Annotated in this window: 29 protein-coding genes; 14 read left to right on the plus strand and 15 right to left on the minus strand. The window is 62.6% G+C overall.

Annotation, left to right across the window (positions count from 1 at the left end; genetic code table 11):
• Positions 1-14: 14 nt before the first annotated feature.
• Positions 15-512 carry a GFA family protein gene (locus NKJ72_RS12575; protein WP_352477346.1) on the minus strand — a complete coding sequence of 166 codons (498 nt, stop codon included), beginning with the start codon at positions 510-512 and terminating at the stop codon, positions 15-17.
• A gap of 90 nt (positions 513-602) precedes the next feature.
• Between NKJ72_RS12575 and NKJ72_RS12580 the strand changes: the two genes are divergently transcribed.
• A complete protein-coding gene (locus NKJ72_RS12580) occupies positions 603-926 on the plus strand; it encodes a TfoX/Sxy family protein (protein WP_254817632.1) in 324 nt (107 codons plus the stop codon).
• 34 nt (positions 927-960) lie between these two features.
• Here the strand turns inward: NKJ72_RS12580 and NKJ72_RS12585 are convergent, their stop codons facing one another.
• Entirely contained in the window at positions 961-1,893 is a 933-nt protein-coding gene (locus NKJ72_RS12585; protein ID WP_352477347.1) for a PfkB family carbohydrate kinase, read from the minus strand.
• Positions 1,894-2,170: 277 nt separating this feature from the next.
• Here NKJ72_RS12585 and recA point away from each other — a divergent pair, with 277 nt between their 5' ends.
• The 3 genes from recA to NKJ72_RS12600 all read left to right on the plus strand — a co-directional run bounded on the left by recA (position 2,171) and on the right by NKJ72_RS12600 (position 7,033).
• A complete protein-coding gene (gene recA / locus NKJ72_RS12590) occupies positions 2,171-3,268 on the plus strand; it encodes a recombinase RecA (RefSeq protein ID WP_023674696.1) in 1,098 nt (365 codons plus the stop codon).
• A 260-nt stretch (positions 3,269-3,528) separates the two neighbouring features.
• Positions 3,529-6,195 carry an alanine--tRNA ligase gene (alaS, locus tag NKJ72_RS12595; protein WP_352477348.1) on the plus strand — a complete coding sequence of 889 codons (2,667 nt, stop codon included), beginning with the start codon at positions 3,529-3,531 and terminating at the stop codon, positions 6,193-6,195.
• A 58-nt stretch (positions 6,196-6,253) separates the two neighbouring features.
• On the plus strand, positions 6,254-7,033 hold the full coding sequence (locus NKJ72_RS12600; RefSeq protein WP_352477349.1) for a PhzF family phenazine biosynthesis protein: 780 nt from the start codon (positions 6,254-6,256) through the stop codon (positions 7,031-7,033).
• Between the two features lie 278 nt (positions 7,034-7,311).
• Here the strand turns inward: NKJ72_RS12600 and NKJ72_RS12605 are convergent, their stop codons facing one another.
• A complete protein-coding gene (locus tag NKJ72_RS12605; protein ID WP_352477350.1) occupies positions 7,312-7,938 on the minus strand; it encodes a glutathione S-transferase family protein in 627 nt (208 codons plus the stop codon).
• Between the two features lie 9 nt (positions 7,939-7,947).
• Positions 7,948-9,159, minus strand: a complete 1,212-nt coding sequence (locus NKJ72_RS12610; RefSeq protein WP_352477351.1) for an NADP-dependent isocitrate dehydrogenase — start codon at positions 9,157-9,159, stop codon at positions 7,948-7,950.
• A 206-nt stretch (positions 9,160-9,365) separates the two neighbouring features.
• Here NKJ72_RS12610 and NKJ72_RS12615 point away from each other — a divergent pair, with 206 nt between their 5' ends.
• From NKJ72_RS12615 to NKJ72_RS12630, 4 genes are all read left to right on the plus strand, one after another.
• Complete coding sequence (locus NKJ72_RS12615) at positions 9,366-10,232, plus strand: RNA methyltransferase (RefSeq protein ID WP_352477353.1); 867 nt, start codon at positions 9,366-9,368, stop codon at positions 10,230-10,232.
• A gap of 78 nt (positions 10,233-10,310) precedes the next feature.
• Entirely contained in the window at positions 10,311-10,955 is a 645-nt protein-coding gene (locus NKJ72_RS12620; protein ID WP_352477354.1) for a DUF805 domain-containing protein, read from the plus strand.
• Positions 10,956-11,113: 158 nt separating this feature from the next.
• Positions 11,114-11,926, plus strand: a complete 813-nt coding sequence (murI, locus tag NKJ72_RS12625) for a glutamate racemase (protein WP_352477507.1) — start codon at positions 11,114-11,116, stop codon at positions 11,924-11,926.
• Positions 11,927-12,002: 76 nt separating this feature from the next.
• Complete coding sequence (locus tag NKJ72_RS12630) at positions 12,003-12,191, plus strand: DUF3008 family protein (protein ID WP_023674705.1); 189 nt, start codon at positions 12,003-12,005, stop codon at positions 12,189-12,191.
• A gap of 90 nt (positions 12,192-12,281) precedes the next feature.
• Here NKJ72_RS12630 and NKJ72_RS12635 read toward each other — a convergent pair whose 3' ends face one another.
• Entirely contained in the window at positions 12,282-12,494 is a 213-nt protein-coding gene (locus tag NKJ72_RS12635) for a hypothetical protein (RefSeq protein WP_352477355.1), read from the minus strand.
• Between the two features lie 381 nt (positions 12,495-12,875).
• Here NKJ72_RS12635 and rpsD point away from each other — a divergent pair, with 381 nt between their 5' ends.
• The 4 genes from rpsD (at position 12,876) to NKJ72_RS30965 (ending at position 15,805) form a co-directional block, all read left to right on the plus strand.
• Positions 12,876-13,493 (plus strand): 30S ribosomal protein S4, encoded by a 618-nt coding sequence (gene rpsD / locus NKJ72_RS12640; protein WP_254817640.1) that lies wholly within the window; start codon positions 12,876-12,878, stop codon positions 13,491-13,493.
• Positions 13,494-13,643: 150 nt separating this feature from the next.
• A complete protein-coding gene (gene ttcA, locus NKJ72_RS12645) occupies positions 13,644-14,531 on the plus strand; it encodes a tRNA 2-thiocytidine(32) synthetase TtcA (protein ID WP_023674708.1) in 888 nt (295 codons plus the stop codon).
• A complete protein-coding gene (locus tag NKJ72_RS12650; protein ID WP_352477356.1) occupies positions 14,521-15,348 on the plus strand; it encodes an inositol monophosphatase family protein in 828 nt (275 codons plus the stop codon). Before ttcA ends, NKJ72_RS12650 begins: the two co-directional genes overlap by 11 nt.
• A gap of 49 nt (positions 15,349-15,397) precedes the next feature.
• Positions 15,398-15,805 (plus strand): UCP034077 family protein, encoded by a 408-nt coding sequence (locus NKJ72_RS30965; RefSeq protein ID WP_502901846.1) that lies wholly within the window; start codon positions 15,398-15,400, stop codon positions 15,803-15,805.
• Positions 15,806-15,823: 18 nt separating this feature from the next.
• On the opposite strand, the gene NKJ72_RS12660 is transcribed toward NKJ72_RS30965, so the two are convergent.
• Positions 15,824-17,023 carry a multidrug effflux MFS transporter gene (locus NKJ72_RS12660; RefSeq protein ID WP_254817732.1) on the minus strand — a complete coding sequence of 400 codons (1,200 nt, stop codon included), beginning with the start codon at positions 17,021-17,023 and terminating at the stop codon, positions 15,824-15,826.
• 207 nt (positions 17,024-17,230) lie between these two features.
• Complete coding sequence (gene grxD, locus NKJ72_RS12665) at positions 17,231-17,566, minus strand: Grx4 family monothiol glutaredoxin (RefSeq protein ID WP_023674712.1); 336 nt, start codon at positions 17,564-17,566, stop codon at positions 17,231-17,233.
• Between the two features lie 162 nt (positions 17,567-17,728).
• Here grxD and NKJ72_RS12670 point away from each other — a divergent pair, with 162 nt between their 5' ends.
• Entirely contained in the window at positions 17,729-18,535 is an 807-nt protein-coding gene (locus NKJ72_RS12670; protein WP_352477360.1) for a phosphodiester glycosidase family protein, read from the plus strand.
• Positions 18,536-18,547: 12 nt separating this feature from the next.
• Here NKJ72_RS12670 and NKJ72_RS12675 read toward each other — a convergent pair whose 3' ends face one another.
• From NKJ72_RS12675 to NKJ72_RS12685, 3 genes are all read right to left on the minus strand, one after another.
• A complete protein-coding gene (locus NKJ72_RS12675) occupies positions 18,548-18,781 on the minus strand; it encodes a BolA/IbaG family iron-sulfur metabolism protein (RefSeq protein WP_023674714.1) in 234 nt (77 codons plus the stop codon).
• Between the two features lie 84 nt (positions 18,782-18,865).
• Positions 18,866-21,103 carry a phosphoribosylformylglycinamidine synthase subunit PurL gene (gene purL, locus NKJ72_RS12680; RefSeq protein WP_352477361.1) on the minus strand — a complete coding sequence of 746 codons (2,238 nt, stop codon included), beginning with the start codon at positions 21,101-21,103 and terminating at the stop codon, positions 18,866-18,868.
• Positions 21,104-21,251: 148 nt separating this feature from the next.
• Positions 21,252-22,664, minus strand: a complete 1,413-nt coding sequence (locus NKJ72_RS12685; protein ID WP_352477362.1) for an aminotransferase-like domain-containing protein — start codon at positions 22,662-22,664, stop codon at positions 21,252-21,254.
• Between the two features lie 92 nt (positions 22,665-22,756).
• Between NKJ72_RS12685 and NKJ72_RS12690 the strand changes: the two genes are divergently transcribed.
• Positions 22,757-23,002 (plus strand): DUF1127 domain-containing protein, encoded by a 246-nt coding sequence (locus tag NKJ72_RS12690; protein WP_352477364.1) that lies wholly within the window; start codon positions 22,757-22,759, stop codon positions 23,000-23,002.
• Here NKJ72_RS12690 and NKJ72_RS12695 read toward each other — a convergent pair.
• Genes NKJ72_RS12695 through purS form a run of 5 tightly spaced genes read right to left on the minus strand, consistent with a single transcriptional unit; the run spans position 22,938 to position 25,684 of the window.
• Positions 22,938-23,657 (minus strand): Pr6Pr family membrane protein, encoded by a 720-nt coding sequence (locus NKJ72_RS12695; RefSeq protein ID WP_352477365.1) that lies wholly within the window; start codon positions 23,655-23,657, stop codon positions 22,938-22,940. The genes NKJ72_RS12690 and NKJ72_RS12695 overlap by 65 nt on opposite strands.
• A gap of 4 nt (positions 23,658-23,661) precedes the next feature.
• Positions 23,662-24,072: a hypothetical protein gene (locus tag NKJ72_RS12700; protein ID WP_352477366.1), complete on the minus strand. Its 411-nt coding sequence runs from the start codon at positions 24,070-24,072 to the stop codon at positions 23,662-23,664.
• A 2-nt stretch (positions 24,073-24,074) separates the two neighbouring features.
• A complete protein-coding gene (locus tag NKJ72_RS12705) occupies positions 24,075-24,740 on the minus strand; it encodes a glutathione S-transferase family protein (RefSeq protein WP_352477367.1) in 666 nt (221 codons plus the stop codon).
• A 31-nt stretch (positions 24,741-24,771) separates the two neighbouring features.
• Positions 24,772-25,440, minus strand: a complete 669-nt coding sequence (gene purQ / locus NKJ72_RS12710) for a phosphoribosylformylglycinamidine synthase subunit PurQ (protein ID WP_352477368.1) — start codon at positions 25,438-25,440, stop codon at positions 24,772-24,774.
• 1 nt (position 25,441) lies between these two features.
• Complete coding sequence (gene purS, locus NKJ72_RS12715) at positions 25,442-25,684, minus strand: phosphoribosylformylglycinamidine synthase subunit PurS (RefSeq protein WP_352477508.1); 243 nt, start codon at positions 25,682-25,684, stop codon at positions 25,442-25,444.
• Positions 25,685-25,719 lie beyond the last annotated feature (35 nt).

Here is a 25,719-nt window from a genome sequence, read left to right on the forward strand (position 1 = left end):
CGGGGAGAAAGGACCTAATCCACCCACATTCCTGTTCGTTTGTGCCAGTCGGCAATCGATTCTTCCGGGTAGACGTCGAAGACCTTGTCCCCTTTGCCGATCTCCGGCTCGACCCAGTTCGCCTTGTATTTCAGCATGAGATGCACCTTCTCCGGCGGCTTTGGCAGGTCTGTGTCGATCGCCGAGGCGAAGGGGTGCACCAGCTCCGGCCAGGTCGGGTCGTAGAGCCAGAGCGCCGTCCCGCATTTCGTGCAGAAGTTCCGCTCGCCCGTCGAGGTTTCGCGGTGCGGGTGCTCGTCGTCCTCGATCTCGGCGCGGTAGACGCCGAGATGGCGCTTGCCCCGGATTTTCAACGTCTTGTAATCGGCGCCGAGATTGATGGCGAAACCGCCACCGCCCTGCTGCTTGCGGCAGATCGAGCAGTAGCACAGCATGAACGGCACCGGCGTGTGGCTTTCCACCTCGAAACGCACGGCATTGCACCGGCAGGACCCTTTGAGCAGAAGCGGCATGAGAAACTCCGACGAAACTGGTTCCGAACTTGTCAGGATGGTGCCGGTTGCGGCGATGACAAGGGGAAATCCGGATGACATGATCGCCGCATGGACAATGAGCGCATCGAAGAGCTTTTCGAAGGCCTTGGCCCGGTTAGCATCCGCAAGATGTTCGGCGGCAAGGGCATCTATTTCGACGGCGTGATCGTCGCCGTCGTCATCCGTGACGAATTGATGCTGAAGGCCGACGCGGAAAGCGCGCCTGAATTCGAAGCGGCCGGCTGCCGGCAATGGACCTATACCGGCTCACGGCACGGCAAGCTGGTGTCTATGCCGTATTGGAGCGTTCCCGACAGTGCCTTCGATGATCCGGATGAGATGGCGATCTGGGCACGCCGCGCCTACGAGGCAGGACGGCGCGCCGGAAAATAGGCTGCGTTATGCTTCGGCAATTCCGCGCCGCACTTCATGCCAGGTCCCGCGCCTCGGGCACGAGCGCCAGCGCCTCGACAAAGCTGGCACTGGTGAAGGCGGCGCTCTCGATGGCGAGCGCCGCGGCGGCGACGCCTTCACGCAACGCTTCGCGCAGCGTCAGGCCGCGCAGCAGGGTGGCGACCGTGGCGCCGGCCAGAGCGTCGCCGGCGCCGGTGGCATCGGTCCGCTTTTGCAGTGGCGGAGGCAGGACCGAAAAGGCGCCGGTTTGGTCGAAACCGAGCACCGGTCCGTCGCCGGCGGTCACCACGCCGCTCTTCAGGCCGGCGCGTCTCAGCCCGTCGACGACGCCTTGATCGTCAGCATCGATGTCAACGCCGGCGATCACGCCGGCCTCGTGCCGGTTCATGAAGGCCAACGCTAGAAGTCCGAGCACCGGCGTCAGCCGCGCCGCTCTGCTGGGCGAGACGGCAAGCGCAAACACCGGCTTGCCGGCGGCGAGTGCCGCCAGCCGCTCCAACGCGGAAGACGGCAGGTTGGCGTCGCACAGCACCGCGTTGGCCGAACCGATCGCTTCGCGCACCTTGGCGCGGCGGATTTGCTTGGGAAGCGCCAGCTCGTAGAGCACCATGTCGGCAAGGCCGGCGATCAGCCCGCCATCGCTATCGATCAGCATCGTATGGCTTGGCGTTGCCCGGTCGAGGAACACCGCCGACAGGTCGGCAATGCCGGCCTCGGTGACGGCGTGTAAAACCGTGTCGGCAAGGGCATCGCCGCCGCGCACCGAAAGCAGCGAGGCCGAGGCGCCGCGTCGCACCGCAAAGCGCAAGGCGTTGAAGACGGCGCCGCCAACATGCTCGCGCATCGTGCCGGGGTTCAAGGCGGCTGGCACGAAGGCGCCGGCAACCCGGCCGCGCCGCTCGATATAGGCGCCGCCCACGGCCAGGATCGTCGGGGAGTTCATCATGCCGGCAAAATGCCCTTTGCTGTTGCCCGGGAGGAGACTAGGTCGCTGGGCGGAACCCTGCAATCGCGGGTGCGATTCGGTTGGTGACGGCAGCGGCGCCGCATGCGAGGCGGGAGGCATTGGGAAGCAAATTTACGAAACAAAAATAGAACAAATATGGATATCCGTTATTTTTCAAATCCTTGCCGCTCATTGACAAATGAGAACAAACGAGGTACATTCTTTTAAGGATTGCGGGATTGTCCGGCCTCCATTGACGACCACGGGGTGATGTATCATGGCTCAGAATTCTTTGCGGCTTGTAGAGGACAAAGCGGTGGACAAATCAAAGGCTCTGGATGCGGCGCTGTCGCAAATCGAGCGTGCCTTCGGCAAAGGCTCGATCATGCGGCTCGGCGCAAACGAGCAGGTCGTCGAGATCGAAACAGTGCCGACCGGCTCGCTTGGGCTGGACATCGCGCTTGGCGTCGGTGGCCTGCCGCGCGGCCGCATCGTCGAGATCTACGGGCCGGAAAGCTCGGGCAAGACGACGCTGGCGCTGCACACGGTGGCCGAAGCCCAGAAGAAGGGCGGCATCTGCGCCTTCGTCGATGCCGAGCACGCGCTCGACCCGGTCTATGCCCGCAAGCTCGGCGTCGATCTCGAAAACCTGTTGATCTCGCAGCCCGATACCGGCGAGCAGGCGCTGGAGATCTGCGACACGCTGGTGCGCTCCGGCGCCATCGACGTGCTGGTGGTCGATTCGGTGGCGGCGCTGACGCCGCGGGCGGAAATCGAAGGCGAGATGGGCGATTCGCTGCCCGGCCTGCAGGCGCGCCTGATGAGCCAGGCACTGCGCAAGCTCACCGCCTCGATCTCGCGCTCCAACACCATGGTCATCTTCATCAACCAGATCCGCATGAAGATCGGCGTCATGTTCGGGTCGCCCGAGACGACGACCGGCGGCAATGCGCTGAAATTCTATGCTTCGGTTCGCCTCGACATCCGCCGCATCGGCTCGGTCAAGGATCGCGACGAGGTCGTCGGCAACCAGACCCGCGTCAAGGTGGTCAAGAACAAGCTGGCGCCGCCCTTCAAGGTGGTCGAGTTCGACATCATGTATGGTGAGGGCGTCTCCAAGACCGGCGAGCTGGTCGATCTCGGCGTCAAGGCCGGCGTGGTCGAAAAGTCGGGCGCCTGGTTCTCCTACAATTCGCAGCGTCTTGGCCAGGGCCGCGAAAACGCAAAGCTGTTCCTGCGCGATAATCCCGACACGGCGCGCGAGATCGAGCTGGCGCTGCGACAGAATGCCGGGCTGATCGCCGAGAAATTCCTTGAAAACGGCGGCTCCGAAAGCAGCGACGACGGTTTCGAGGACGACGCCGGGGTGATGTAGGGCAGGCGACGCCTCGCCGAGCCTCAGCCGGGTTTCGATTTGATGTTTTGATTTTGAGTTTGCGTAATCGATGCGTTTCGAACCGCCGGCCCCGTGCCGGCGGTTTGCGTTTGACGGCGGGGCAGAAGCCATTTCAAAGCGCTGGTGAAAGCGGGGATTTGAGCCCATTTGGTGTTTCTGGACAGGCTGCGGTGCGACCGCTAAAAGGCCATGTCTATTTTCCGCCGGCAGCCGGCGGTTCTCTCGAAAAGGCAGTATTCATGAGTGGCGTCAACGAGATCCGGTCGGCATTTCTCGACTATTTTCGCAAGGAAGGTCACGAGGTCGTCGCATCAAGCCCGCTGGTGCCGCGCAACGACCCGACGCTGATGTTCACCAATGCTGGCATGGTGCAGTTCAAGAACGTTTTCACCGGTCTGGAGAAGCGGCCCTATTCGCGCGCCACGACTGCCCAGAAGAGTGTTCGCGCCGGCGGCAAGCACAACGACCTCGACAATGTCGGCTACACTGCGCGCCACCTGACTTTCTTCGAGATGCTCGGCAATTTCTCCTTCGGCGACTATTTCAAGGAGCGCGCCATAGAGCTTGCCTGGAACCTGATCACCAGGGAGTTCGGGCTGAAGAAGGACAAGCTGCTGGTCACCGTCTACCACACCGACGACGAGGCGGCCTCGTACTGGAAGAAGATCGCCGGCCTTTCGGACGATCGCATCATCCGCATCGCGACTTCGGACAACTTCTGGGCAATGGGTGACACCGGGCCTTGCGGGCCGTGTTCGGAGATATTCATCGACCGTGGCGAGCATATCTGGGGCGGCCCCCCCGGCAGCCCCGAGGAGGATGGCGACCGTTTCCTCGAATTCTGGAACCTGGTGTTCATGCAGTATGAACAGGTGACGAAGGAACAGCGCGTCGACCTGCCGCGTCCGTCGATCGACACGGGCATGGGCCTCGAGCGCATGGCCTCCATCCTGCAAGGGGTTGAAAGCGTCTTCGAAACCGACCTGTTCCGCCACCTGATCGACGCTGCATCGTCGGCGCTCGGCAAAGGTCCGGATGCGGACATCGTCGCATCGTTCCGGGTCATCGCCGACCATTTGCGTTCGTCCTGCTTCCTGGTCGCCGACGGCGTGCTGCCGTCCAACGAAGGACGCGGCTACGTGCTTCGTCGCATCATGCGCCGCGCCATGCGCCACGCGCAGTTGCTCGGCGCCCGCGATCCGCTGATGTGGCGCCTGGTGCCGGCGCTGGTCCGCGAGATGGGGCAAGCCTACCCGGAACTGGTGCGCGGCGAACAGATGATCACCGAGACGCTGAAGCTTGAGGAAACTCGTTTCCGCAAGACGCTGGTGCGCGGCTTGGGCTTGCTTTCGGAGGCGACGGAAAAGCTGGCCTCCGGCGACATGCTGGATGGCGAGACAGCGTTCAAGCTCTACGACACCTATGGCTTTCCGCTCGACCTGACGCAGGACGCGCTGCGCCGGCGCAACATCTCGGTCAACCTTGCCGGCTTCACCGAGGCAATGGAGCGGCAGAAGGCGGAGGCACGCAAAAGCTGGGCTGGTTCCGGTGAGGCCGCAACCGAGACGGTATGGTTCGCGGTGCGTGAGGAGACCGGCGCCACCGAATTCCTGGGTTATGAGACCGAGCAGGCCGAAGGCCTTATCCAGGCGCTGGTCAAGGACGGCAAGACCGTCGACAGTGCCGGCAAAGGCGACGCCGTTGCCGTGGTTGTCAACCAGACGCCGTTCTATGGCGAGTCCGGTGGCCAGGTGGGCGATACCGGCGTCATTTCGGGCGACGGGTTCTCGATCGAGATATCCGATACCCAGAAGAAGGCCGATGGGCTTTTCGTCCATCTCGGCAGGGTGGCCAATGGCACTGTCAAGACGGGCGCGACCGTCGAGCTGAAGGTGGACCACGCGCGGCGCTCCAGGCTGCGCGCGAACCATTCCGCCACACATCTGATCCATGAGGCGCTGCGCGAGGTCCTGGGTACCCATGTGGCGCAGAAGGGCTCGCTGGTCGCGCCCGAGCGTCTGCGCTTCGACATTTCGCACAACAAGCCGATCTCGCCGGACGAGCTCGAAGAGGTCGAGCGCATGGCAAACGAGATCGTCGTTCAGAACGGCCCGGTGATCACGCGACTGATGTCTGTCGATGACGCCATCGCCGAGGGCGCCATGGCGCTGTTTGGCGAGAAGTATGGCGATGAAGTGCGCGTCGTTTCGATGGGCACGGGCTTGCATGGCGCCAAGGCCAACCGGCCTTATTCGGTCGAGCTATGCGGCGGCACGCATGTCAGGGCGACCGGCGATATCGGCCTGGTGCGCATTGTGTCCGACAGCGCGGTCGCTGCCGGCGTGCGCCGCATCGAGGCGTTGACCGGCGAGGCCGCCAGAAAGCATCTCGACGAACAGGACAAGCGGCTGAAGGCGGCCGCCGCCGCGCTGAGGATTTCGGCGGCCGATGTGCCGGCCCGCGTCGAGGCGCTGCTCGACGAGCGCAAGAAGCTCGAAAAGGAGCTGACCGAGGCGCGCAAGAAGCTGGCGCTGGGCGATCGCTCGCCAGCTGGTGTGCCTGCGGAAAACGAAACCATTGCCGGTGTCGGTTTTCTCGGCAAGGCGGTATCGGGCGTCACGCCAAAGGATCTGAAACCGCTGGCCGATGCCGGCAAGAAGTCCCTCGGCTCCGGCGTTGTCGTCTTTGTCGGCGCCGGCGAGGACAACAAGGCGAGCGTCGTCGTCGCCGTTACCGATGATCTGACCGGCCGCTTCAGCGCCATCGATCTGGTGCGTGTCGCGTCCGCGGCATTGGGCGGGCAGGGCGGCGGCGGGCGACCCGATATGGCCCAGGCCGGCGGCCCGGACGCGTCGAAGGCCGAAGACGCGATCGCTGCGGTGAAGGCGGCGCTGGAAGCTGCGTGAATCTGCACCAGTAAGGCCAGACCGAAGTGGCAGCGGGGATGATGTGGCAACGTTGACTATGTATCAAGTCGACGCTTTTGCCGAACGGGCTTTCCAGGGCAACCCTGCTGCCGTTCTCATTTTGGAGGACTGGCTATCGGACGACGTGATGCAGGCCATCGCAAACGAGAACAATCTTGCTGAAACCGCGTTTGCGCGGCCGAGTGGCGAGGGTTGGGATTTGCGCTGGTTCACACCGGTTCATGAAGTCGACTTCTGTGGCCATGCTACACTTGCGGCCGCCCATGTGCTGACTACGGAATACAATGGTCAGGGCGAAATGGCCTTCGCCACCCGGGTGGGCGCGCTGCGGGTTTCCCGGCGGGAAGGCGCCTATCAGCTCGATCTGCCGTGTTTTCCGCCGCAGCCCGTCGAGGACGAGCTGAACTCGGCGCTGCAAGCGATATTGCCTCAGCGGCCGGCTGCGAGCTTCCGCAATTTCGAGAACCTGTTTGTCGAGCTTGCCGACGAGACAACCGTGCGATCTTTCGTTCCCGATCTGCTTAGGATCGGACGTTTTCATCCTCTCGGCCTGGTCATTACCGCGCCTGGGCGAGCCCATGATTTCGTCTCGCGTTATTTCGTACCCGGAGCTGGCATTCCCGAGGACCCGGTGACTGGCTCCATTCATGCGACATTGGTGCCGTACTGGGCTGAAAAGCTCGGCAAGACGCATGTGTCGGCATTCCAATGCTCGCAGCGCGGCGGGCATTTGCTATGCGAGCTGGCCGGAGATCGCGTGCTGATCACAGGCCGTGCGAAGACCTACATGAAGGCGGAGATTTACCTTCCCGATTGAGCGGTATTTCGCAGTGGGTCGCCTTCGGCGAAGCTGCCGATCTCCCCCCTTGCGGGGGAGATGCCCGGCAGGGCAGAGGGGGGTGCTGTCCCTCCGACTGCCAGCCCAATCGGAGCCACGTTCTCAGGCCGTTCCCAATTGGAAAGGATCAGTCGAAGGTTAGAGATCCTTCACACCCCCCTCTGTCCTGCCGGACATCTCCCCCGCAAGGGGGGAGATTGGATGTCACTTCGGCTTTCGCTAATCACCAGAAGGCCTATTGCCGAATGCTTATCTCCTCACTCTGCCTTTTCGGTCTTCGCAAAACTCTCGCGCCCGGCGATGCGCGCATACCAATTTTGAATGTGCGCAAACTCCGCCAGCAGGGCATGCCCCTCGGCGGCCTTGACGAAATAGCTGATGATTGGCGCAGCGTGCAGATCGGCCAGCGTCAGGTCCGTCCCCAACAGCCAAGGCCCTTCGGCTTTCAGCGACGACAGCGCCTGCAATGCCGTTCTCGCCTGCCGCAACCCGTTGGCGATCACGGCTTCGTCGGGTGGCGTTTTCTCCAGCCGCTCGACCGCGACATCCCAGACCATGGCCCTGTAAGCGTAGGCGTCGAGCAGGCCGGTGATCTGGTTCATGCGTGATCGAGGCCGGGCTTCGACCGGCTGCAGCGCCGGGCCGTCAAAGGCTTCGTCGACATAACGGGCAATCGCGCCGGTCTCGTAGAGGCGAAAGCCGTCATGTTCGAAGGCCGGGATGCGGCCGAACGGCTGGTGCTCGAAGTACCAGCCGGGAATGCCGTCCGCGGCAAAGACGTCGACGGGCACCAGCTCGTAGCCGACGCCCTTTTCCTCGAGCACCAGCCGCACGATGCGCACATAGACGCTGTAGTCCGCGCCGTAGACGACGGGCTTGCCCATGTCGCGGGCTCAGGCCATCGCCTTCTGCAAATTCTCGTCGATCTTGTCGAGGAAGCCGGTGGTCGAAAGCCATGGCTGGTCGGGACCGATCAGCAGCGACAGATCCTTTGTCATGAAGCCGGACTCGACCGTCTGGATGCAGACCCTTTCCAGGGTCTCGGCAAAGCGCTTCAGTTCGGCATTGTCGTCGAGCTTGGCACGATGCGCGAGGCCGCGCGTCCAGGCGAAGATCGAGGCGATCGAATTGGTCGAGGTCTCCTCGCCCTTCTGGTGCTGGCGATAGTGGCGGGTAACGGTGCCGTGCGCGGCTTCCGCCTCGACGGTCTTGCCGTCCGGCGTCATCAGCACCGAGGTCATCAGGCCGAGCGAGCCGAAGCCTTGCGCCACCGTGTCGGACTGAACGTCGCCGTCATAGTTCTTGCAGGCCCAGACATAGCCGCCCGACCATTTCAGGCTGGAGGCCACCATGTCGTCGATCAGCCGGTGCTCGTACCAGAGCTTCTTCGCCTTGAATTCGGCTTCGAACTCAGCCTCGTAGACCTCCTGGAAGATGTCCTTGAAGCGGCCGTCATAAGCCTTGAGGATTGTGTTCTTGGTCGAGAGGTAGACGGGGTAATTACGCAGCAGGCCATAGTTCAGCGAGGCGCGGGCGAATTCGCGGATAGATTCGTCGAGATTGTACATGGCCATGGCGACGCCGGCGCTGGGTGCGTCGAACACATCGTGCTCGATCACCTGGCCGTCCTCGCCGACGAATTTGATCGTCAGCTTGCCCTTGCCGGGAAAGCGGAAGTCGGTGGCGCGGTACTGGTCGCCGAAGGCGTGGCGGCCGACGATGATCGGCTTGGTCCAGCCGGGCACCAGCCGCGGCACGTTCTTCATGATGATCGGCTCGCGGAAGATGGTGCCGCCGAGGATGTTGCGGATGGTGCCGTTCGGCGACTTCCACATCTTCTTCAGCTTGAATTCCTCGACGCGCTGCTCGTCGGGTGTGATCGTCGCGCATTTCACGCCGACGCCGTATTTCTTGATGGCGTTGGCCGAATCGATGGTCACCTGGTCGTTGGTGGCGTCGCGGTGCTCTATGCCGAGGTCGTAATATTCGAGCTTGAGGTCGAGATAAGGGTGGATCAGCTTGTCCTTGATGAACTGCCAGATGATGCGGGTCATCTCGTCGCCGTCGAGTTCGACGACCGGGTTCGCCACCTTGATCTTCGCCATGGAAAGAATGCCTCGCTTTTGGGGAACGGAACGGCCTTGCCCGCACGGCTGCCGGCCCTGGGATGCGGCCCGTATATCAAAGGCTTTTTGGCCGCGCAAACGGCGAACCGCGCCGTAGTGCCGGCATTCTTTGCCAAAGCTTCATTTTCGCCGCCAAATGTGGCAGGGGACTGCGAAATGCCGCAAACAGCAGTTCACTGACAACCATGGCCGCTACCCAGGATCCCGACACCCCTCTTGCCTCCGGAACGCCTGCGTCCGGACCGGCGATCATCCTGGTCGAGCCGCAGCTCGGCGAGAATATCGGCATGGTTGCGCGCGCCATGGCCAATTTCGGCCTTGCCGAGCTGCGGCTCGTCAATCCGCGCGACGGCTGGCCGAGCGACAAGGCGCGTGCCGCCGCAAGCCGCGCCGACCACGTCATCGATGCCGTCACGGTGTTCGACGACCTGGCCTCGGCGGTCGGCGATTTGAACTTCGTCTTCGCCACCACGGCGCGCGCGCGCGACAATTTCAAGCCCGTGCGCGGTCCGGTCGAGGCGGGCAGGGCGCTGCGGGCGCGGCAGCGGGCCGGCCAGCGCACCGGCATCCTGTTCGGCCGCGAGCGCTTCGGCCTCTATAATGACGAGGTCGGCCTTGCCGACGAGATCGTCACCTTCCCCGTGGATCCAGCCTTCTCCTCGCTCAACATCGCCCAGGCCGCCCTGCTGATGTCCTATGAATGGATGAAGTCCGGCCTGGAACACGAGACCATGACCAACTTTTCCGGCCCTGAAATGCCGCCGGCTGCCAAGGAAGAATTGCACGGCCTGTTTGCGTATCTGGAAGGTGCACTGGAGGCGCGCGGCTATTTCCGCCCGGCAGCGAAGAAGCCGAAGATGGTCGACAATTTGCGCGCTGTTCTGACCCGCCCCGGCTTTGCCGAGCCGGAGCTCAAGGTGCTGCGCGGAATAATATCATCGCTGGACAGGTTCTCGCCGGCCATGCCGCGCGGCGACGGATCGCCCGGCGACGATCCAAGGCGGCTCCCGGCGGCCGCGGCACGCGCTGCGAGGGCGAAAGACAAAGACTAGGCGCGCAAATGCAGCTGTCTTACCAGTAACCGAATTTTATTTGGTTTGATCCATGGTTTTCGAAACGATGGATCTCGGATGTTTAGCTCAAATATCGGTCGTCTTCGCTTTTTCTTCTATTCCGTGGCTCTGCTGGTTGCGGAAATCGCGACCTTTGTGCTGTGTGTCGTGCTGACCATCGGCATCGAGGGCTTGGCCAATTCGAAACCAGGTCCTTCCAGGGAAGGGCTGGCCGCGGCCGTTCTCGTCGCCTCGCTGGTGATCGTTCTGTTCCGCGCGAATTTCGCCTGGCGTCGAAGCCGCGACGCGCAAGGGTCCGGTTGGATCCTTTGGTCGTATATCGTGTTCTCGACCCTGTTCGCGATCCTGCAGGCCGGCACTGTTCTTGTCGTAAAATTCGACGGCGAAGATTCGCATTCCGGTCTTAACCTGCTGGGATTAGCTCTTGTCGGGCTGTGGGCCGTCATCTTGGCGGCCAGGCCGGCGGGCGGTGGCTCTTCGGATATGGCATCATCCCTGAGTTTCGACGATTTCGACCCGCCCGGGCCGCTGCGCCGCACCGCGGCGCCCCATTCAGCGTCAGCCGCGGGCGTGACGGCCCTGGCTCCAGCCTACGCCATGCGCGCCGCGCCGGTGCCGTCGAACCATGCTGCATCTCAACCTGCATCTCCGGCAACCGGCCGGCCGCGGGCCGGCGGCTTCGGCAAGCGGGGCCTTGTGTGACCTGTCTCGCCGCATCAAGGCCATGATGGTTCCACATAGAAGCGGCCGGGACAAAGCATCATTGGCCGAAGCAAAATGCATAGGCCGGCCTTCTCTCGTGATCTCGTTTGTAATTCCCCAGCCCTTAGTGATTCCCAGCCCTTAGTGACTCAATGACCATGACCGATCCGTCGAGCGCCCGTCCGATCCTGATGTTCGATTCCGGCATTGGCGGCCTCACCGTGCTGCGTGAGGCGCGCGTCCTGATGCCTGACCGCCGCTTCATCTATGTCGCCGACGACGCGGCGTTCCCCTTCGGCGCCTGGGAGGAAACGGCGCTGAGAACACATATTCTGGAGTTGTTCGCCAGGCTGCTCGAACGGTTTTCGCCGGCCATTTCGGTCATCGCCTGCAACACCGCCTCGACACTGGTCATCGATGCGTTGCGCGAGCGGTTTCCCGGCCACCCTTTCGTCGGCACCGTGCCGGCCATCAAGCCGGCGGCGGAACGCACGCGCTCAGGCCTCGTTTCGGTGCTGGCGACGCCCGGCACCGTCAAGCGCCAGTACACGCGCGACCTGATCAGCAAATGGGCGCAGAAATGCCACGTCCGCCTGGTCGGCAGCGACAGGCTGGCTGGATTGGCCGAAGCCTATATGCGCGATGGTTTTGTCGACGAGGACGCCGTGCGCGCCGAGATCGCGCCGTGCTTCGTTGAGCATGACGGGCTGCGCACCGACATCGTCGTGCTTGCCTGCACCCATTATCCTTTTTTGGCCAACCGCATGCGCAAGACAGCACCTTGGCCGGTCGACTGGCTCGACCCGGCCGAGGCGATCGCACGCCGCGCGCTGTCGCTGCTTGCCGATACCGAGGCCGCTTATCGCAGAGAGGCACTGCCGGAAGGGGCCGACCTTGCGTTCTTCACCTCGAACAGCGCCGATTTTCCGACGCGCCGGCTGATGCAGGGATTTGGCCTGGCGATATCCTGACCGCAAGCAATTTTCGCTTTGGGAACATCACACCAGACAATGCGTTTTCCTCTCATCGGAAACGGGAGAAACCATCATGCCAGCCACCTCAAAAGCCCAGCAGAAAGCGGCCGGCGCGGCATTGTCAGCCAAGCGCGGCGAGACCAAGAAGGGCGCGCTCAAAGGTGCGTCGAAGGGAATGTATAAATCCATGAGCGAAAAACAGCTCGAGGAGTTCGCCGAGACCAAGCGCAAAGGCCTGCCGGAAAAGAAGTCGAAACACTGATCGACTGACCATTCTGGCGGCGGATGCCGGTCAATAAAAGGCCCGCGGCTGAGCCGCAGGCCATGACGTCTCAACGGGCGAGGGCGAAAATTACCAGTTCCAGCCCCACCCGCAGCGCCGCACTTTGTAGCGGATGACCTTGCGATGACCGTGGCGCCACACCACCTTCTTCTTGACCACGATGCGGCAGACCTGGTGATGCCTGTGCCCATGCCAATGCCGGGCCTGCGCTGGCTCGGGCACAACCGCCATCGTGCCGGCCATCACCGCGGCTCCCACCAACGTAAGGAAGAACTTCTTCATGCGAATTCCTGCTCCTCTGACTTCAGTCCCTTCCTGATGCCGCTGGCGCAACCTCCCGCCACATCCGGCACGTTCTACAACCGTAACACTATCCGGTTCGGCGACTCGCGCCAGCCAGAAGCTTGACAGCGGTTAAATCTCCGTTTAACCAGCCCATCAACACCGGGCCGCAATGCCCGGTGGTTTTCTTTATGTGTGCAAGACGTTTGGGGAAGCCGGTTTTACTTTCCCTATGTCTTGTTTGAAATGACGTGTCCCGTGGGTTTTCCGTCGCGTTGCGTCGAAAACCCTGTCAGGTCTCGAAAACGGAGGCCAGAGGAGGGCGCGTTTCCTTCACCCGGACCATAAGGTTCCGGGTGCGTTGTTTTGAAAGGGAATGCGATGAGCAAGCGCGAATCCGCGAAGTACAAGATCGACCGCCGTCTTGGCGAAAACATCTGGGGCCGCCCGAAGTCCCCAGTCAACAAGCGTGAATACGGCCCCGGCCAGCATGGCCAGCGCCGCAAGGGCAAGCTTTCCGATTTCGGCCTGCAGCTGCGCGCCAAGCAGAAGCTGAAGGGCCACTATGGCGACGTTTCGGAGAAGCAGTTCCGCAAGGTCTATGAAGAGGCGGACCGCCGCAAGGGCGACACCTCGGAGAACCTGATCGGCCTGCTCGAATCGCGCCTCGACGCCGTCGTCTACCGCTCCAAATTCGTGCCGACCATCTTTGCGGCGCGCCAGTTCGTCAATCACGGCCACGTCAACGTCAATGGCAAGCGCGTCAACATCGGCTCGTACCGTTGCAAGCCGGGCGATGTCATCGAAGTGCGCGAGAAGTCGAAGCAGCTGGTCATCGTGCTGGAATCGGTGGGCCTGGCCGAGCGCGACGTGCCCGATTACATCGAGGCCGACCACAACAAGATGACCGCGACTTTCACGCGCATCCCCGGCTTGGCGGATGTTCCGTTTGCCGTGCAGATGGAACCGAATCTGGTCGTCGAATTCTATTCGCGCTGATCGGCGTTCGCCACGACACAACCGAAGGCCGCCCCTCCAGGCGGCCTTTTCTTTCTTCGTCCTTTTCAGGGACGTGAGTCGGAAATCGATTTCGATTTTCGATCCGATGCGCTACTGCGGGCGGCAACAGGACTTTAGGGCCGACGCGCCGTGAACATGCAGCCAGACGCCAAAACGCTTGACCCGATCGCCGACGCCGAAGGCGGCTTTCATCCGCTGTTTGCCGATGTGCCGTCCTCCGTCGAGTTCAACAAGCTGCGCAAGCGGCTGTTGCGGCTTGCCCGCCAGGCGATCGACGATTTCGCCATGGTGAGACCCGGCGACCGTTGGCTGATCGCTCTGTCGGGCGGCAAGGATTCCTACGGCTTGCTTGCCGTGCTGCTTGATCTCAAATGGCGCGGGCTGCTGCCGGTCGAGCTGTTGGCCTGCAATCTCGACCAGGGCCAGCCGAACTTTCCCAAGCACATATTGCCCGATTATCTCGACAGCTATGCCATTCCGCATCGCATCGAATATCAGGACACCTATTCGGTGGTCACCGACAAGCTGGCCGAGGGCAGCACTTATTGCTCGCTGTGCTCGCGGCTGCGGCGCGGCCATCTCTATCGCATTGCCCGCGAGGAGGGCTGCTCGGCGCTGGTGCTCGGCCACCACCGCGAGGACATACTGGAAACCTTCTTCATGAACCTGTTCCATGGCGGGCGCCTGGCCGCCATGCCGCCGAAGCTGCTCAATGACGAAGGCGATGTCATGGTGCTGCGGCCGCTCGCCTATTGTGCGGAAGCCGATCTCGAGAAATTCGCCGGCGCCATGAAATTCCCGATCATTCCGTGCGATCTGTGCGGTAGCCAGGAAGGTCTGCAGCGCAACGCCATGAAGGCGATGCTCGACGACATCGAGAAGCGCATGCCCGGCCGCAAGGACACGATGATCCGCGCCATGACCAATGTGCGGCGTTCGCATCTGCTCGACAGGAAACTGTTCGATTTCGCCGCCCTCAACGAAACCCTCACCACCAGGCGTCCCGATGACATTTGACGATAGCGCAGTCGACTGGCTTGCCGCCCTTCTGTCGGAAGCCGCCGTCGCCGAGATCATGCCGCGCTTTCGCCGGTTGAGCGAGAGCGACGTCCGTCGCAAGACCTCGGCCGCCGATCTCGTCACCGAGGCCGACGTCAATGCCGAACGGCTCATCACCACCATGCTGCGCCAGCGTTATCCCCACGCAATGATCGTCGGCGAGGAGGCCTGCTCCGACGACCCGACGCTGCTCGACGGTCTCGGCGATGCCGAACTCGCCTTCGTTATCGACCCGGTCGACGGCACTTTCAACTTCGCCTCCGGCGTGCCGCTGTTCGGCGTCATGCTTGGCGTCGTGGTCAAGGGCGAGACGGTCGCCGGCATCATTCACGATCCCGTCGGCAAGGATTGGCTGATCGGCGTTAGTGGCGCCGGCAGCCATATCCGCCATGCCCATGGCAATCTGGAAAAGGTCCATGTCGCCAAACCGGCGCCGATGTCGGAAATGACCGGTGCGGTCTCATGGCACTATGTGCCGGAGCCGGACCGCTCACGTTTGGCGCGCAACCAGACCAAGTCGCTATCGCAGTTCAATTATCGCTGCGCCGCCCACGAATACCGCCTGCTGGCCAGCGGCCACGGCCATTTCGTCGTCTACAACAAGCTGATGCCTTGGGACCACTTGGCCGGCGTGCTGATCCATGCGGAGGCCGGCGGCCATGCCGCGCGCTTCGACGGCAGCGCCTATCTGCCGTCGCATGTCGGGGGTGGCCTGCTGGTCGCGCCGGACCGTGAGAGCTGGCGGGAGCTGCGCCGCGAGCTCTGGGCGGAATAGCTCTTCGCTGCCAAAGGTGTCCAATCTTGTGCGAAACCGGAGATCTCGAATGAAACCTCGGTCCGCAATTGTTGCAACGGCCTTTGCCCTTGCCTTGGTTGCCGGTGTCAATGAAGCAAGAGCTGGGGAACGCGCATGTCGCAGTCCCGACTCCGTCGACACCATAGACGAGATGTTCTCCGCGATCTTCGCCTGTTGGAAGCCGCCGCCCGGAACCGCGGGCATGACCCTGACGCTGCAGTTCTCAATTCGCCGAAACGGCACGCTTATTGGCAAGCCGCGCGCCACTTTCTCCCATCTAGGGGACGATGGTCCGCTCAACCGGGCCTTCGTGGCTTCCGTCCTCGAGGCGCTCGACAAGGCTCTTCCACTGCCCGTTTCCGACAGCATGGGTGGAGCAATCGCAGGACGTACGCTGTTCCCTCGCTTCACCGCGGTCAATGAGGGTGCATCCTAGGCGCACGCGCAATGTGCATTAAACCGGCGGGTTATGCGGCTGGAATAGTCTGCCGCGCTCGGCCAGCAGGATCATCAGCAGCGCCGCCACCGACACGCTGCAGAACCCGGCGGCCAGCGGCGTCACCGTGCCGTTGAAGGCTTGGCCGATCAGCGTGCCGAGAATGCCGCCAAGAAATGTCTGCATGAACCCAAGGATCGACGACGCAGTGCCGGCCAGGTGCCCCAGCGGCTCCATAGCGAGCGCGTTGAAGTTCGCGCCGAGCGCGCCGAACGGGACCATGGCGCAGGCAAAGAAGGCAATGAAGAGCCATAGCGGCATCTTCATTTCGATGGAAACGACCAGCCAGGCAAGGCTGATTGCCAGAAACAGCAGCAGCGCGCTTTGCGACAGGCGGCGCATGCCGATACGGCCGACGAGGCGCGAATTGAGGTAGTTCGAAAACGCAAGCACGCCGGCAACCCCCGCGAAGATGACCGGGAACATCTCACCGACATTGAACACGCTGACATAGATCTGCTGGGCCGAGGCGATGAAGCCGAACATGGCGCCGAAGATGAAGGTGCTGGCGAAGGCGTAGCAGAGCGCGATGCGGTTGGTGAGAACGATGCGGAAGCCGCCGATGATGGAGGACAGCGTCAGCGGCCGGCGATATTCGGGATGTAATGTCTCGGGCAGGCGCAGCAGCGACCAGGCGGACACGATCAGCGCGCCGGCTGCCATGGTGACGAAGATCACATGCCAGGTCGCAAACAGCATGATGAACTGGCCGATACCGGGCGCGACCACCGGAATGGCCATGAACACCATGAAGATCAAGGACATGACTTCGGCCATGCGCCTTCCGTCGAACGTATCGCGCACGATCGAGACGGCAATGACGCGCGTCGCCGCCGCGCCGATGCCTTGCACGGCCCGGCATAGCAGAAGCGTGGCGAATGACGGGGCGATTGCCGCAGCGCCGGCCGCGACGACGTAGATCACCAGCCCTGCGACAAGAGGCGCGCGGCGCCCGAAACGGTCCGAGATCGGCCCGAAGAACAGCTGTCCGCCCCCAAAGCCAAGGATATAGGCGGTGACCACATATTGCCGGTGGTTTTCATTTTCGACGCCAAGCGAAGCGCCGATCTGCTGCAGCGCCGGCAAAATAATGTCGATGGCCAGCGAATTGAGCGCCATCAGCGCCGCGCACAGCGCAATGAATTCCCAGCGCGGAATGGGCAAGGTGCTTGCCTTTTGCTGCGCTTGTGCTTGCTGATCCACGGCCAGTCCGATCCTCAACGAAAATGCGCCGGCTGGCCGACGCATCCATTCGTTGATTGCCCCGATGTCGGGCAGAACTTTTTGCCAAGGTGGGGGCTGCCCCGGCGCTTATCGCTTGACCCCCGAAAATCGCAGTCGGAAGGTCATACGCAGAAACAGAAGTCAGGCGGCGCCTTTGACGCTGACGCCTTTTTCGACGAGGAAGGTCTGCAATTCGCCCGCCTGGAACATCTCGCGGATGATGTCGCAGCCGCCGACGAACTCGCCCTTGACGTAGAGCTGCGGGATGGTTGGCCAGTTGGAGTAGTCCTTGATGCCTTGCCGCAGTTCGGCCGACGTCAGCACGTCGACGCCCTTATAGTCGGCGCCGATATAGTCGAGGATCTGCACGACCTGGCCGGAAAATCCGCATTGCGGAAAGCCGGGGGTGCCCTTCATGAAGAGAACGACGTCGTTGCCCTTCACCTCATTGTCAATGTAATCGTTGATGCCGCTCATGGAATACCCTTTCATGCCTGTGGGAGTCAGGCTCGAACATTACCCTTCAAATAAACCCATGGGTTGCGCGAAACAAGATGTTTGCCGCCTTGCCATGCAAATGGCGCAAAGGAAGGTCTGATCTTGGGCCAAGCCGTTGGCCACCATTTGTCCCGAGGCGTGATGAAAAGACGGTATCTCGCCGGGGTCGTCCTCGCCGTTCTGTTCGCCGCACTGTCCTTGATCTGGTGGGCCAAGTCGCCGAGGCAGCCACCTCTCGTCGTCGGCGGTGGATTACCGGCGCCGTGCCGCGACGCGAGCTTCGAGGCGGTCGCCTATGTCGTCTGCGAAATCGATCTGCGCCGCTATGACATCGGTGTGTTCCACGCAGGCATTGACGGCAAGGCTTTCGGTTCACTGGACAAATTCGACAAGGCGATGGCGGATCAGGGCCGGCCGGTGCTGCTCGCCATGAACGCCGGCATGTATCACCAAGACCTGACTCCGGTCGGCCTTCTCGTCGAGGACGGCCGGGAGAAGGCGCCGATCAACCTCGCCGACAGCGAAGGCAATTTCTTCCTGAAACCGAACGGCGTCTTCCTGGTCCGGAAGGATGGCAAGGCGGCGGTCATCGAGACAAGCGCCTATGTTGCGACCAGACTGGACGTGATGTTTGCCACGCAATCCGGCCCGATGCTGGTGATCGACGGCCGGCTTCATCCCCGCTTCGAGCAAAACGGCACATCGCGCTATATCCGCAATGGCGTCGGCGTGCGTGACGAAAACACTGTCGTGCTGGCGATCTCGCGCTCTGAGGTCAGCCTCGGCAGCTTCGCCCGACTGTTTCGAGACGCGCTCGATTGTCCCAGCGCGCTTTTCTTCGACGGGGCCGTTTCGGCGCTGTCGAACGGCGAGCGGATGATTGTGGGTGGAAACTATCCAGCCGGGCCGATCATCGCCGTGACCGGTAAGAAGCTTGCGAGCCGGTAACTGCAAGAGAGCTCAGTCCGGCACGCTGGTCTGCAGGGCAAGCGCGTGCAGCACGCCGCCCATGTTGCCCTTCAGCGCGTCATAGACCATCTGGTGCTGCTGGACGCGGCTTTTCCCGCGAAAGCTTTCGGCCACAACCTCAGCCGCATAATGGTCGCCGTCGCCGGCCAGGTCGCGAATGGTCACCTTGGCGTCCGGAATGCCTTCCTTGATCAGCCGTTCGATGTCGTGGGCGTCCATTGCCATATGAGGATTCCTTGTTCAGGTCGTGATCTCATATATGGTCGAAAAGGCGGATGAACCACACCGAAACGGCCCCGCTTGATCACATCACGGGTCCACGACCTCATTTGCCATGAAGCGAGGGAACCAGGATTCGTGGGCGGCGGTCAATTCGCTGACCGGTATCGCACGCGCCTCGCCCAGCTTCAATTCGCTGCCGCCGGTCGAGCCGATCCACGGTGCAAAAATGCCGAGTTTGCTTTGTTGTTCGCGAATGGCGTCCCATTCCTCGCTCTGCGGATCGATCGACAGCGTCAGCAGGTAGCGGCCCTGATCCTCGCCGAACCAGACGGGGATCGGATCCGTACCGATCAGGCCGGGAATGGTCGCGCCGATGCCGGAGGCCATCGCCATCTCGGCCAGCGCCACCGCGATGCCGCCGTCGGAAACGTCATGCGCCGCGCTGACGACACCGGAGCCGATCAGCGCCCGCACATGGTCGCCGACCCGCTTCTCGTGGTCGAGATCGACCGGCGGCGGCGGGCCGTCGGCGCGGCCATGGATGTCGCGCATATAGGCGGACTGGCCAAGATGCCTGCCCCACATGGTCGGCGCGCCGACCAGCACGATCATCTGGCCTTCGGCGGCAAAGCCGATCCGCACCATTTTCGACCAGTCGGCAATCAGCCCGACGCCGCCGATGGTTGGTGTCGGCAGGATGCCTTGGCCGTTGGTCTCATTGTAGAGGGAGACGTTGCCGGAGACGATCGGAAAGCCAAGCGCCCGGCAGGCATCGCCGATGCCTTTCACGGCACCAACCAGCTGGCCCATGATCTCCGGCCGTTCCGGATTGCCGAAATTGAGGTTGTCGGTGGCCGCGAGCGGCAGAGCGCCGGTGGCGGTAAGATTGCGCCAGCATTCGGCAACGGCCTGCTTGCCGCCCTCGTAAGGGTCGGCCTCGCAATAGCGCGGCGTCACGTCGGAGGAGAAGGCGAGCGCCTTGGTCGGGTGGCCATCGACGCGCACGACACCGGCGTCGCCGCCGGGAAGCTGCAGCGAATTGCCCTGGATCAGCGTGTCGTACTGCTCCCACACCCAGCGGCGCGAGGAAAGGTCCGGTCCCCCCAGCAGCTTGAGCAGTGCGTCGGCCACATCGGCTTGAGGTGCATCGCCGACCAGCGGCGCCGGCTTCTTCGGTTCGACCCAGGGACGGTCATATTCCGGCGCCTGGTCGCCGAGATCCTTGATCGGCAGATTGGCGACTTCATCGCCCTGGTGCAGCACGCGGAAGCGCAGATCGTCGGTGGTCTTGCCGACGATGGCAAAGTCTAGGCCCCATTTGTGGAAGATCGCCTCGGCCTGTTTTTCCTTTTCGGGGCGCAGCACCATCAGCATGCGCTCCTGGCTCTCCGAAAGCATCATCTCATAGGCGCTCATGCGCTCTTCACGCACCGGCACCTTGTCGAGATCGAGCTCGATGCCGAGGTCGCCCTTGGCGCCCATCTCGACCGCCGAGCAGGTGAGGCCGGCCGCACCCATATCCTGGATGGCGATAACGGCGCCGGACGCCATCAGTTCGAGGCAGGCTTCGAGCAGGCATTTTTCGGTGAACGGATCGCCAACCTGCACGGTGGGGCGCTTCTCGTCGATCTTGTCGTCGAACTCAGCCGAAGCCATGGTGGCGCCGCCGACGCCGTCGCGGCCGGTCTTGGCGCCGAGATAGACCACCGGCAGGCCGACGCCCTTGGCCTCGGACAGAAAGATTGCGTCTGTCTTCGCGAGGCCCGCGGCAAACGCATTGACCAGGATGTTGCTATTGTAGCGGGCGTCGAAATTGACCTCGCCGCCGACCGTCGGCACGCCGAAGGAATTGCCATAGCCGCCGACGCCAGAAACGACGCCGGCAACGAGGTGCCTGGTTTTGGGATGATCCGGCGCGCCGAAGCGCAGCGCGTTCATCGCCGCGATCGGCCGCGCGCCCATGGTGAAGACATCGCGCAGGATGCCGCCGACGCCGGTCGCAGCTCCCTGATAAGGCTCGATATAGGAGGGGTGGTTATGGCTCTCCATCTTGAAGACGACGCAGTCGCCGTCGCCGATGTCGACCACACCGGCATTCTCGCCCGGGCCCTGGATGACTTGCGGCCCGGTGGTCGGCAGCGTGCGCAGCCACTTCTTCGAGGATTTGTAGGAACAATGCTCGTTCCACATAGCCGAAAAAATACCAAGTTCGGTAAAGCTCGGTTCGCGCCCGACCAGGTCGAGGATGCGCTGGTACTCGTCGGGCTTCAGCCCGTGCGCGGCAATGAGTTCAGGAGTGATCGGCACGGAATTGGAAATGGTCATGATCGGCAATTGTGTCCTCGGGATCGAGTCTCGTCTTATCGCAAGCTTTGCAGCCGATACACCCCGTCGGATGACTAAAACGATGGAAAGCAACAGCTGACGGCAAGTAGCGAAAGATCGCCACTCGACCCGCCGGTTTCAAGCCGGTTCAGGAAAAGCTGTCGTAGCCGGCGCGGCCCTCGTCCAGAAGCCGCCGGATCACCGCGACGCCGTGCGCGATATCGTCCCGCTGTCGCGGCTGCGAGATGCCAAACCGCACGCCGTGAAAGGCCTGTTCGGAACGCCCTGCCTTGAACTCATCCTCGTCGTCGATGAGCACGCTATGTTCGAGGCAAGCCTGTTTGAAAGTGCCGGACAGCCACGGGTCGGGCAAAGTGAGCCAGACGAACGGCACATTGTCCAGCGCCTGGAAGTCGAAGCCGTCGAGTGTCTCGCGCACGATCGCGATGCGCGCACCGATCTCGGCAATGCTGCGCTTGCGCATCTCGGCGGCCTGACCGGACAGCACCAGCCGGCTGCCCACCTCCGCCAGCAGAAAGGGCAGGCCGCCCGTCATCATCTTATGGGCGACCCGGATGCGGTGACGGTAGGCCGGCGGGCAAGCGAGCCAACCGCCGCGAACACCCGCCGCGACCGATTTCGACAGGCCGCCGGCAACGATGGTCCGTTCGGGAGCATATTCGGCCATTAAAGGCGTTGGGTCATCGGTCAGTCCGCCATAGAGATCGTCCTCGATCAGGACGACGTTATATTGACGGGCGACATGCGCGATTGCTTCGCGGCGCGATGCCGACAGCGTTGTCAGCGTCGGGTTCTTGGCCGTCGGCATCAAAAACATCATCTTCGGATGCTTTTGTGCGCAGACGCGCTCGAAATCCTGGGGATCTATGCCCTCGTCGTCAGCCGCCACCAGTGCGGTCCGGCGACCGATCAGGCCGGCACTGCGGGAGATCTGCGAATAGGTGAGGTGCTCGAAGACGACATAGTCGCCTGGGGCGGTGAGTCCCGCAATGGTTGCCATCACCGCGGCGTGGGTGCCGAGCGTGGGAACGATTGCATCCGCCGCCGGGCGATAGGAATTGCGCGACAGCCAGCGCCTGCCCGCTTCCAACCAGCGGTCCGGGAAATCACGAGTATAGCTTGAAATCTCATGCGGATGGTCTTGCGCCGTGCGTGTCAACACGTCGGCGACGATGGCACCCTGGCCGACATCCGGTGCGGCCGTGCTATCGAAGCGCAGCTTGTCGCCGGGCGCATCCATATAGCGTGTGCCTTGTTCGACCGGCCCTAGGAAATCCGGCTTTGCGCTCTCCGACTGTTGAGCGATAACGTAGGTTCCGCGGCCGACCTCGCCGCTGACCAATCCCCGCTCGCGCAGCAATTGATAGGCCCTGCCGACCGTGCCGACGGTCGTGCCGATGTCGTATGCCAGATCGCGCTGCGGCGGCAGCTTTGCCCCTGCACCGATCAGGCCGCGGTCGATGTCCGTCTCGATGGAATCGGCAAGCCGCTGATAGAGCGGGCCGGTGCGGGCGGTCAGGTCTGGAAGCCAACTTGTCATGGTGACAATTTTTTACATTGCACCGAAATGAGAGTCAATACATATGAAGCGGGCCGCACGAAAGGCACAATTGCAATCTTGGCAGAAAGACAATGGGCGCAATAGAGACAATCCGCTACGCGGCAGTTGAATTGACCGGAAGCCGCTCGTCGGGCCGGAGATCCTATGTTCGCCGGATCGCGCAAGTGGTCACGTCATTCGTCCGATGGATCGACGGTCTGCTGGAGCGCCGGCGCAGTCGGCTGGTCCTGCTCGAGATGACCGACGATCAGCTCAAGGACATCGGTATCTCGCGCTGCGATGCCCATCGTGAAGGTCTGAGGCCGTTCTGGGACTGATGCGTTCGAGCGCTTCAGCGGACGCTCGCCGTCCTGAGCCGCGCGACGCCACGGTCACAAGCACCGCCACAATACATAGCACGAGAAAAAGCCCCGTGATGGCCACGGCCGAGACGGCGACGCTGGTCGCGCCGTTCTTGGCGAGATCTAGGAACGGGTAGGGCACTTCACCGGCAATCGGCGCCCGCAGCAGCGCGTAGGCCAGATACGCGATCGGATAAATCATCCACCAGGAGATGTCACGCCACCGCGTCGAGCCGTCGGCGCCCGCCACAAGCCACCACAGCACGAACAACACCGGCGTCACATAGTGCAAGAGCACATCGCAGAGCAGGAACAGCCCTCGCGGCTGCCAAAGCTGCGCCAAGACCGTTGCATAAACGATGAGAACCAGCGTTATGGCGACGGCTACGCCCGCCCGCATCCGTGGGGCGGCAAAAGCCGGAAACCAGGCATAACCCGCTGACGACAGCAACGAGGCATGGACGAGCACCGCGCCGATATTGGTCAGGATGGTGAAGAAGCTGAAATAGAAGACCAGCGAGCCGACAAAGCCGCGGCCGGCTTCCATTGATGCCGGGACGGTGATGCAGAGCTGCAGGACGAGCCCGGCCAGGCCGACGACCAGACCGGTGATCTGCAGCAAGCGACCCATTGGGCTAGGCAGCAGCAGCGCAGGCCGGATTGCCCGCCTGCCAGCGGGCAATGTCCGAGCCGATGCGGGCGCCGAGCGGTTCCGACATCAATGGGCCGAACACGTCGACGCGGCTCGAATTGCCTTGCGCCTGCACGACCAGCAACGGCTTTCCGCCATAGTGTTTGGCCGGCACCAGCAGGAAGCGCGGCGTGCCGCTGAACGAATTCAGTTCGTTGGCCATCTGGTAGGATTTGAACGCAGGGTCCTTGCTGGCGATCCAGCATTTGTGGGCAGCTATTGCCACCTGCTCCATGGCAAGCAGTGACGCGCTCTTGCCCGCCGGCGCTGGCGTGCTCTTCGGGCCTGACTGGCAGGAGGCGAGTACAAGACCGGCGGAAGCGGCGAGGGCGAGGCGGGCCAGTGTCGATCGCATGGTCAAGCGGCGCCCATCTCGAGTTCGGACAGAAAGATCTTCAGACCGTCTGTCATCTCACCCCAGACGCGCGACAGCGCCGGATGCTGCAAGGCGATTTGCTCATAGGCATCGAATTTCGGATAGGCATCAAGCAGGTCGGGGCGGCCGATCGTCGCCCTAAAATTGTTGAAGACGAAGCGGGTCGGCGTCAGCCACGCATCGGCGAATGAGATGTCGTCGCCGAGTGCAAACGGGCCATGCGCCATGCGGGCCTCGATTGCCGCAAGCCCGTGATGCAGTCGGGCGAACTGTGCCTTGATCTCGGCCTCGTTGCGCTGCGGCACGAAATAGAGCTCAAACAGCTTCATGGTGGGGGCGAGCACGTCAAGGTCGGTGATGCGAGCGAACATGCGCACCAGTGCCCGGTCCTTCGAATCCTTGGGCAGCAGCGCTGGCTCGGGAAAGCGCTCCTCCAGATATTCGGCAATCACCACCGATTCGACGATCGTTTCGCCCGAGCCGGTGATCAGCACCGGAATCCGGTTCAGCGGCGAGATGGCACGAAATGCCTCGGGGATGGGAAACCCAGGCGGCGGTGCAATGACCTTCAGCGGCACGTTCTTGATGTAGGCCAGCGCCCGCACGATCGACGAATAGGGCGACAACGGCCGCGAATAGAGTTTCATGACCGTCGCTCCAGGAGGAAAATTGAAGGCATCAAGCGGCGATGCCCAAGGCGCTTTCGAACAGCGCCCGGCCGTCGCTGCCGCCATGCGCCACTTCGATCAGGTTCTCGGGATGCGGCATCAGGCCGAGCACGTTGCCGCGGCCGTTAACGATGCCGGCAATGTCGTTGATCGAGCCGTTGGGATTGGTGCCTTCGGCATAGCGGAACACCACCTGGCCTTCGCCTTCGAGGCGGGCCAAAGTTTCGGCGTCGGCAAAATAATTGCCGTCATGGTGCGCCACCGGCGCGCGGATGATCTGGCCCGGCTGGTAGCGGCGGGTGAACATCGTGTTGGCATTGGCGATCTGCAGCTTCACCTGGCGGCAGACGAATTTCAGCGAGGTGTTGCGCATCAAAGCGCCCGGCAGCAGGCCGGCCTCGACCAGGATCTGGAAGCCATTGCAGACGCCGATGACCATGACGCCCTTGGCTGCCTTTTCGGCGACAGCCCGCAGTACCGGCATGCGCGCGGCAATGGCGCCGCAGCGCAGATAATCGCCAAAGGAAAAGCCGCCGGGAATGGCGATCAGGTCGACATCGGGAATTTCGGTGTCCGTCTGCCAGACGGTGACCGGCGGCGTGCCGGAAATCTTGGTCAGCGCCGCGATCATGTCGCGGTCGCGATTGAGGCCGGGGAGCAGGACGACGGCTGATTTCACCTCAGGCGATCTCCACCGCGTAATTCTCAATCACCGTATTCGCCAGAAGCTTGTCGCACATGGCTTTCAGATCGGCCTCGGCCTTGGCCCTGTCGCCCTCGGCAAGCTCGACATCGAAAACCTTGCCTTGCCGCACCTGGCCGACGCCGCCGAAACCCATTGCGGACAGCGCATGCTCGATTGCCTTGCCTTGTGGGTCTAGCACGCCGTTCTTGAGGGTTACGGTAATGCGGGCCTTGATCACGCTGGACATGCTCCTGTTCACCTGTTGAGCGGGCA

Origin of the sequence: Mesorhizobium sp. M0045 (genome assembly GCF_040323385.1) — a bacterium.
Classification (GTDB): domain Bacteria; phylum Pseudomonadota; class Alphaproteobacteria; order Rhizobiales; family Rhizobiaceae; genus Mesorhizobium.

Excerpts from the sequence above, each read along its gene's own strand:
- NKJ72_RS12690 (WP_352477364.1), top strand. The coding sequence starts at position 22,757 with ATGGGCGCAATAGAGACAATCCGCTACGCGGCAGTTGAATTGACCGGA.
- murI (WP_352477507.1), top strand. The coding sequence starts at position 11,114 with ATGACCGATCCGTCGAGCGCCCGTCCGATCCTGATGTTCGATTCCGGC.
- NKJ72_RS12635 (WP_352477355.1), bottom strand. The coding sequence starts at position 12,494 with ATGAAGAAGTTCTTCCTTACGTTGGTGGGAGCCGCGGTGATGGCCGGC.
- NKJ72_RS12605 (WP_352477350.1), bottom strand. The coding sequence starts at position 7,938 with ATGGGCAAGCCCGTCGTCTACGGCGCGGACTACAGCGTCTATGTGCGC.
- grxD (WP_023674712.1), bottom strand. The coding sequence starts at position 17,566 with ATGAGCGGCATCAACGATTACATTGACAATGAGGTGAAGGGCAACGAC.
- purL (WP_352477361.1), bottom strand. The coding sequence starts at position 21,103 with ATGACCATTTCCAATTCCGTGCCGATCACTCCTGAACTCATTGCCGCG.
- NKJ72_RS12610 (WP_352477351.1), bottom strand. The coding sequence starts at position 9,159 with ATGGCGAAGATCAAGGTGGCGAACCCGGTCGTCGAACTCGACGGCGAC.
- recA (WP_023674696.1), top strand. The coding sequence starts at position 2,171 with ATGGCTCAGAATTCTTTGCGGCTTGTAGAGGACAAAGCGGTGGACAAA.
- NKJ72_RS12650 (WP_352477356.1), top strand. The coding sequence starts at position 14,521 with ATGACATTTGACGATAGCGCAGTCGACTGGCTTGCCGCCCTTCTGTCG.
- NKJ72_RS30965 (WP_502901846.1), top strand. The coding sequence starts at position 15,398 with ATGAAACCTCGGTCCGCAATTGTTGCAACGGCCTTTGCCCTTGCCTTG.
- NKJ72_RS12575 (WP_352477346.1), bottom strand. The coding sequence starts at position 512 with ATGCCGCTTCTGCTCAAAGGGTCCTGCCGGTGCAATGCCGTGCGTTTC.
- NKJ72_RS12705 (WP_352477367.1), bottom strand. The coding sequence starts at position 24,740 with ATGAAACTCTATTCGCGGCCGTTGTCGCCCTATTCGTCGATCGTGCGG.
- rpsD (WP_254817640.1), top strand. The coding sequence starts at position 12,876 with ATGAGCAAGCGCGAATCCGCGAAGTACAAGATCGACCGCCGTCTTGGC.
- NKJ72_RS12695 (WP_352477365.1), bottom strand. The coding sequence starts at position 23,657 with ATGGGTCGCTTGCTGCAGATCACCGGTCTGGTCGTCGGCCTGGCCGGG.
- NKJ72_RS12600 (WP_352477349.1), top strand. The coding sequence starts at position 6,254 with ATGTATCAAGTCGACGCTTTTGCCGAACGGGCTTTCCAGGGCAACCCT.
- NKJ72_RS12615 (WP_352477353.1), top strand. The coding sequence starts at position 9,366 with ATGGCCGCTACCCAGGATCCCGACACCCCTCTTGCCTCCGGAACGCCT.
- NKJ72_RS12685 (WP_352477362.1), bottom strand. The coding sequence starts at position 22,664 with ATGACAAGTTGGCTTCCAGACCTGACCGCCCGCACCGGCCCGCTCTAT.
- NKJ72_RS12585 (WP_352477347.1), bottom strand. The coding sequence starts at position 1,893 with ATGATGAACTCCCCGACGATCCTGGCCGTGGGCGGCGCCTATATCGAG.
- NKJ72_RS12700 (WP_352477366.1), bottom strand. The coding sequence starts at position 24,072 with ATGCGATCGACACTGGCCCGCCTCGCCCTCGCCGCTTCCGCCGGTCTT.
- alaS (WP_352477348.1), top strand. The coding sequence starts at position 3,529 with ATGAGTGGCGTCAACGAGATCCGGTCGGCATTTCTCGACTATTTTCGC.
- NKJ72_RS12670 (WP_352477360.1), top strand. The coding sequence starts at position 17,729 with ATGAAAAGACGGTATCTCGCCGGGGTCGTCCTCGCCGTTCTGTTCGCC.
- NKJ72_RS12580 (WP_254817632.1), top strand. The coding sequence starts at position 603 with ATGGACAATGAGCGCATCGAAGAGCTTTTCGAAGGCCTTGGCCCGGTT.
- NKJ72_RS12620 (WP_352477354.1), top strand. The coding sequence starts at position 10,311 with ATGTTTAGCTCAAATATCGGTCGTCTTCGCTTTTTCTTCTATTCCGTG.
- NKJ72_RS12675 (WP_023674714.1), bottom strand. The coding sequence starts at position 18,781 with ATGGCAATGGACGCCCACGACATCGAACGGCTGATCAAGGAAGGCATT.
- NKJ72_RS12630 (WP_023674705.1), top strand. The coding sequence starts at position 12,003 with ATGCCAGCCACCTCAAAAGCCCAGCAGAAAGCGGCCGGCGCGGCATTG.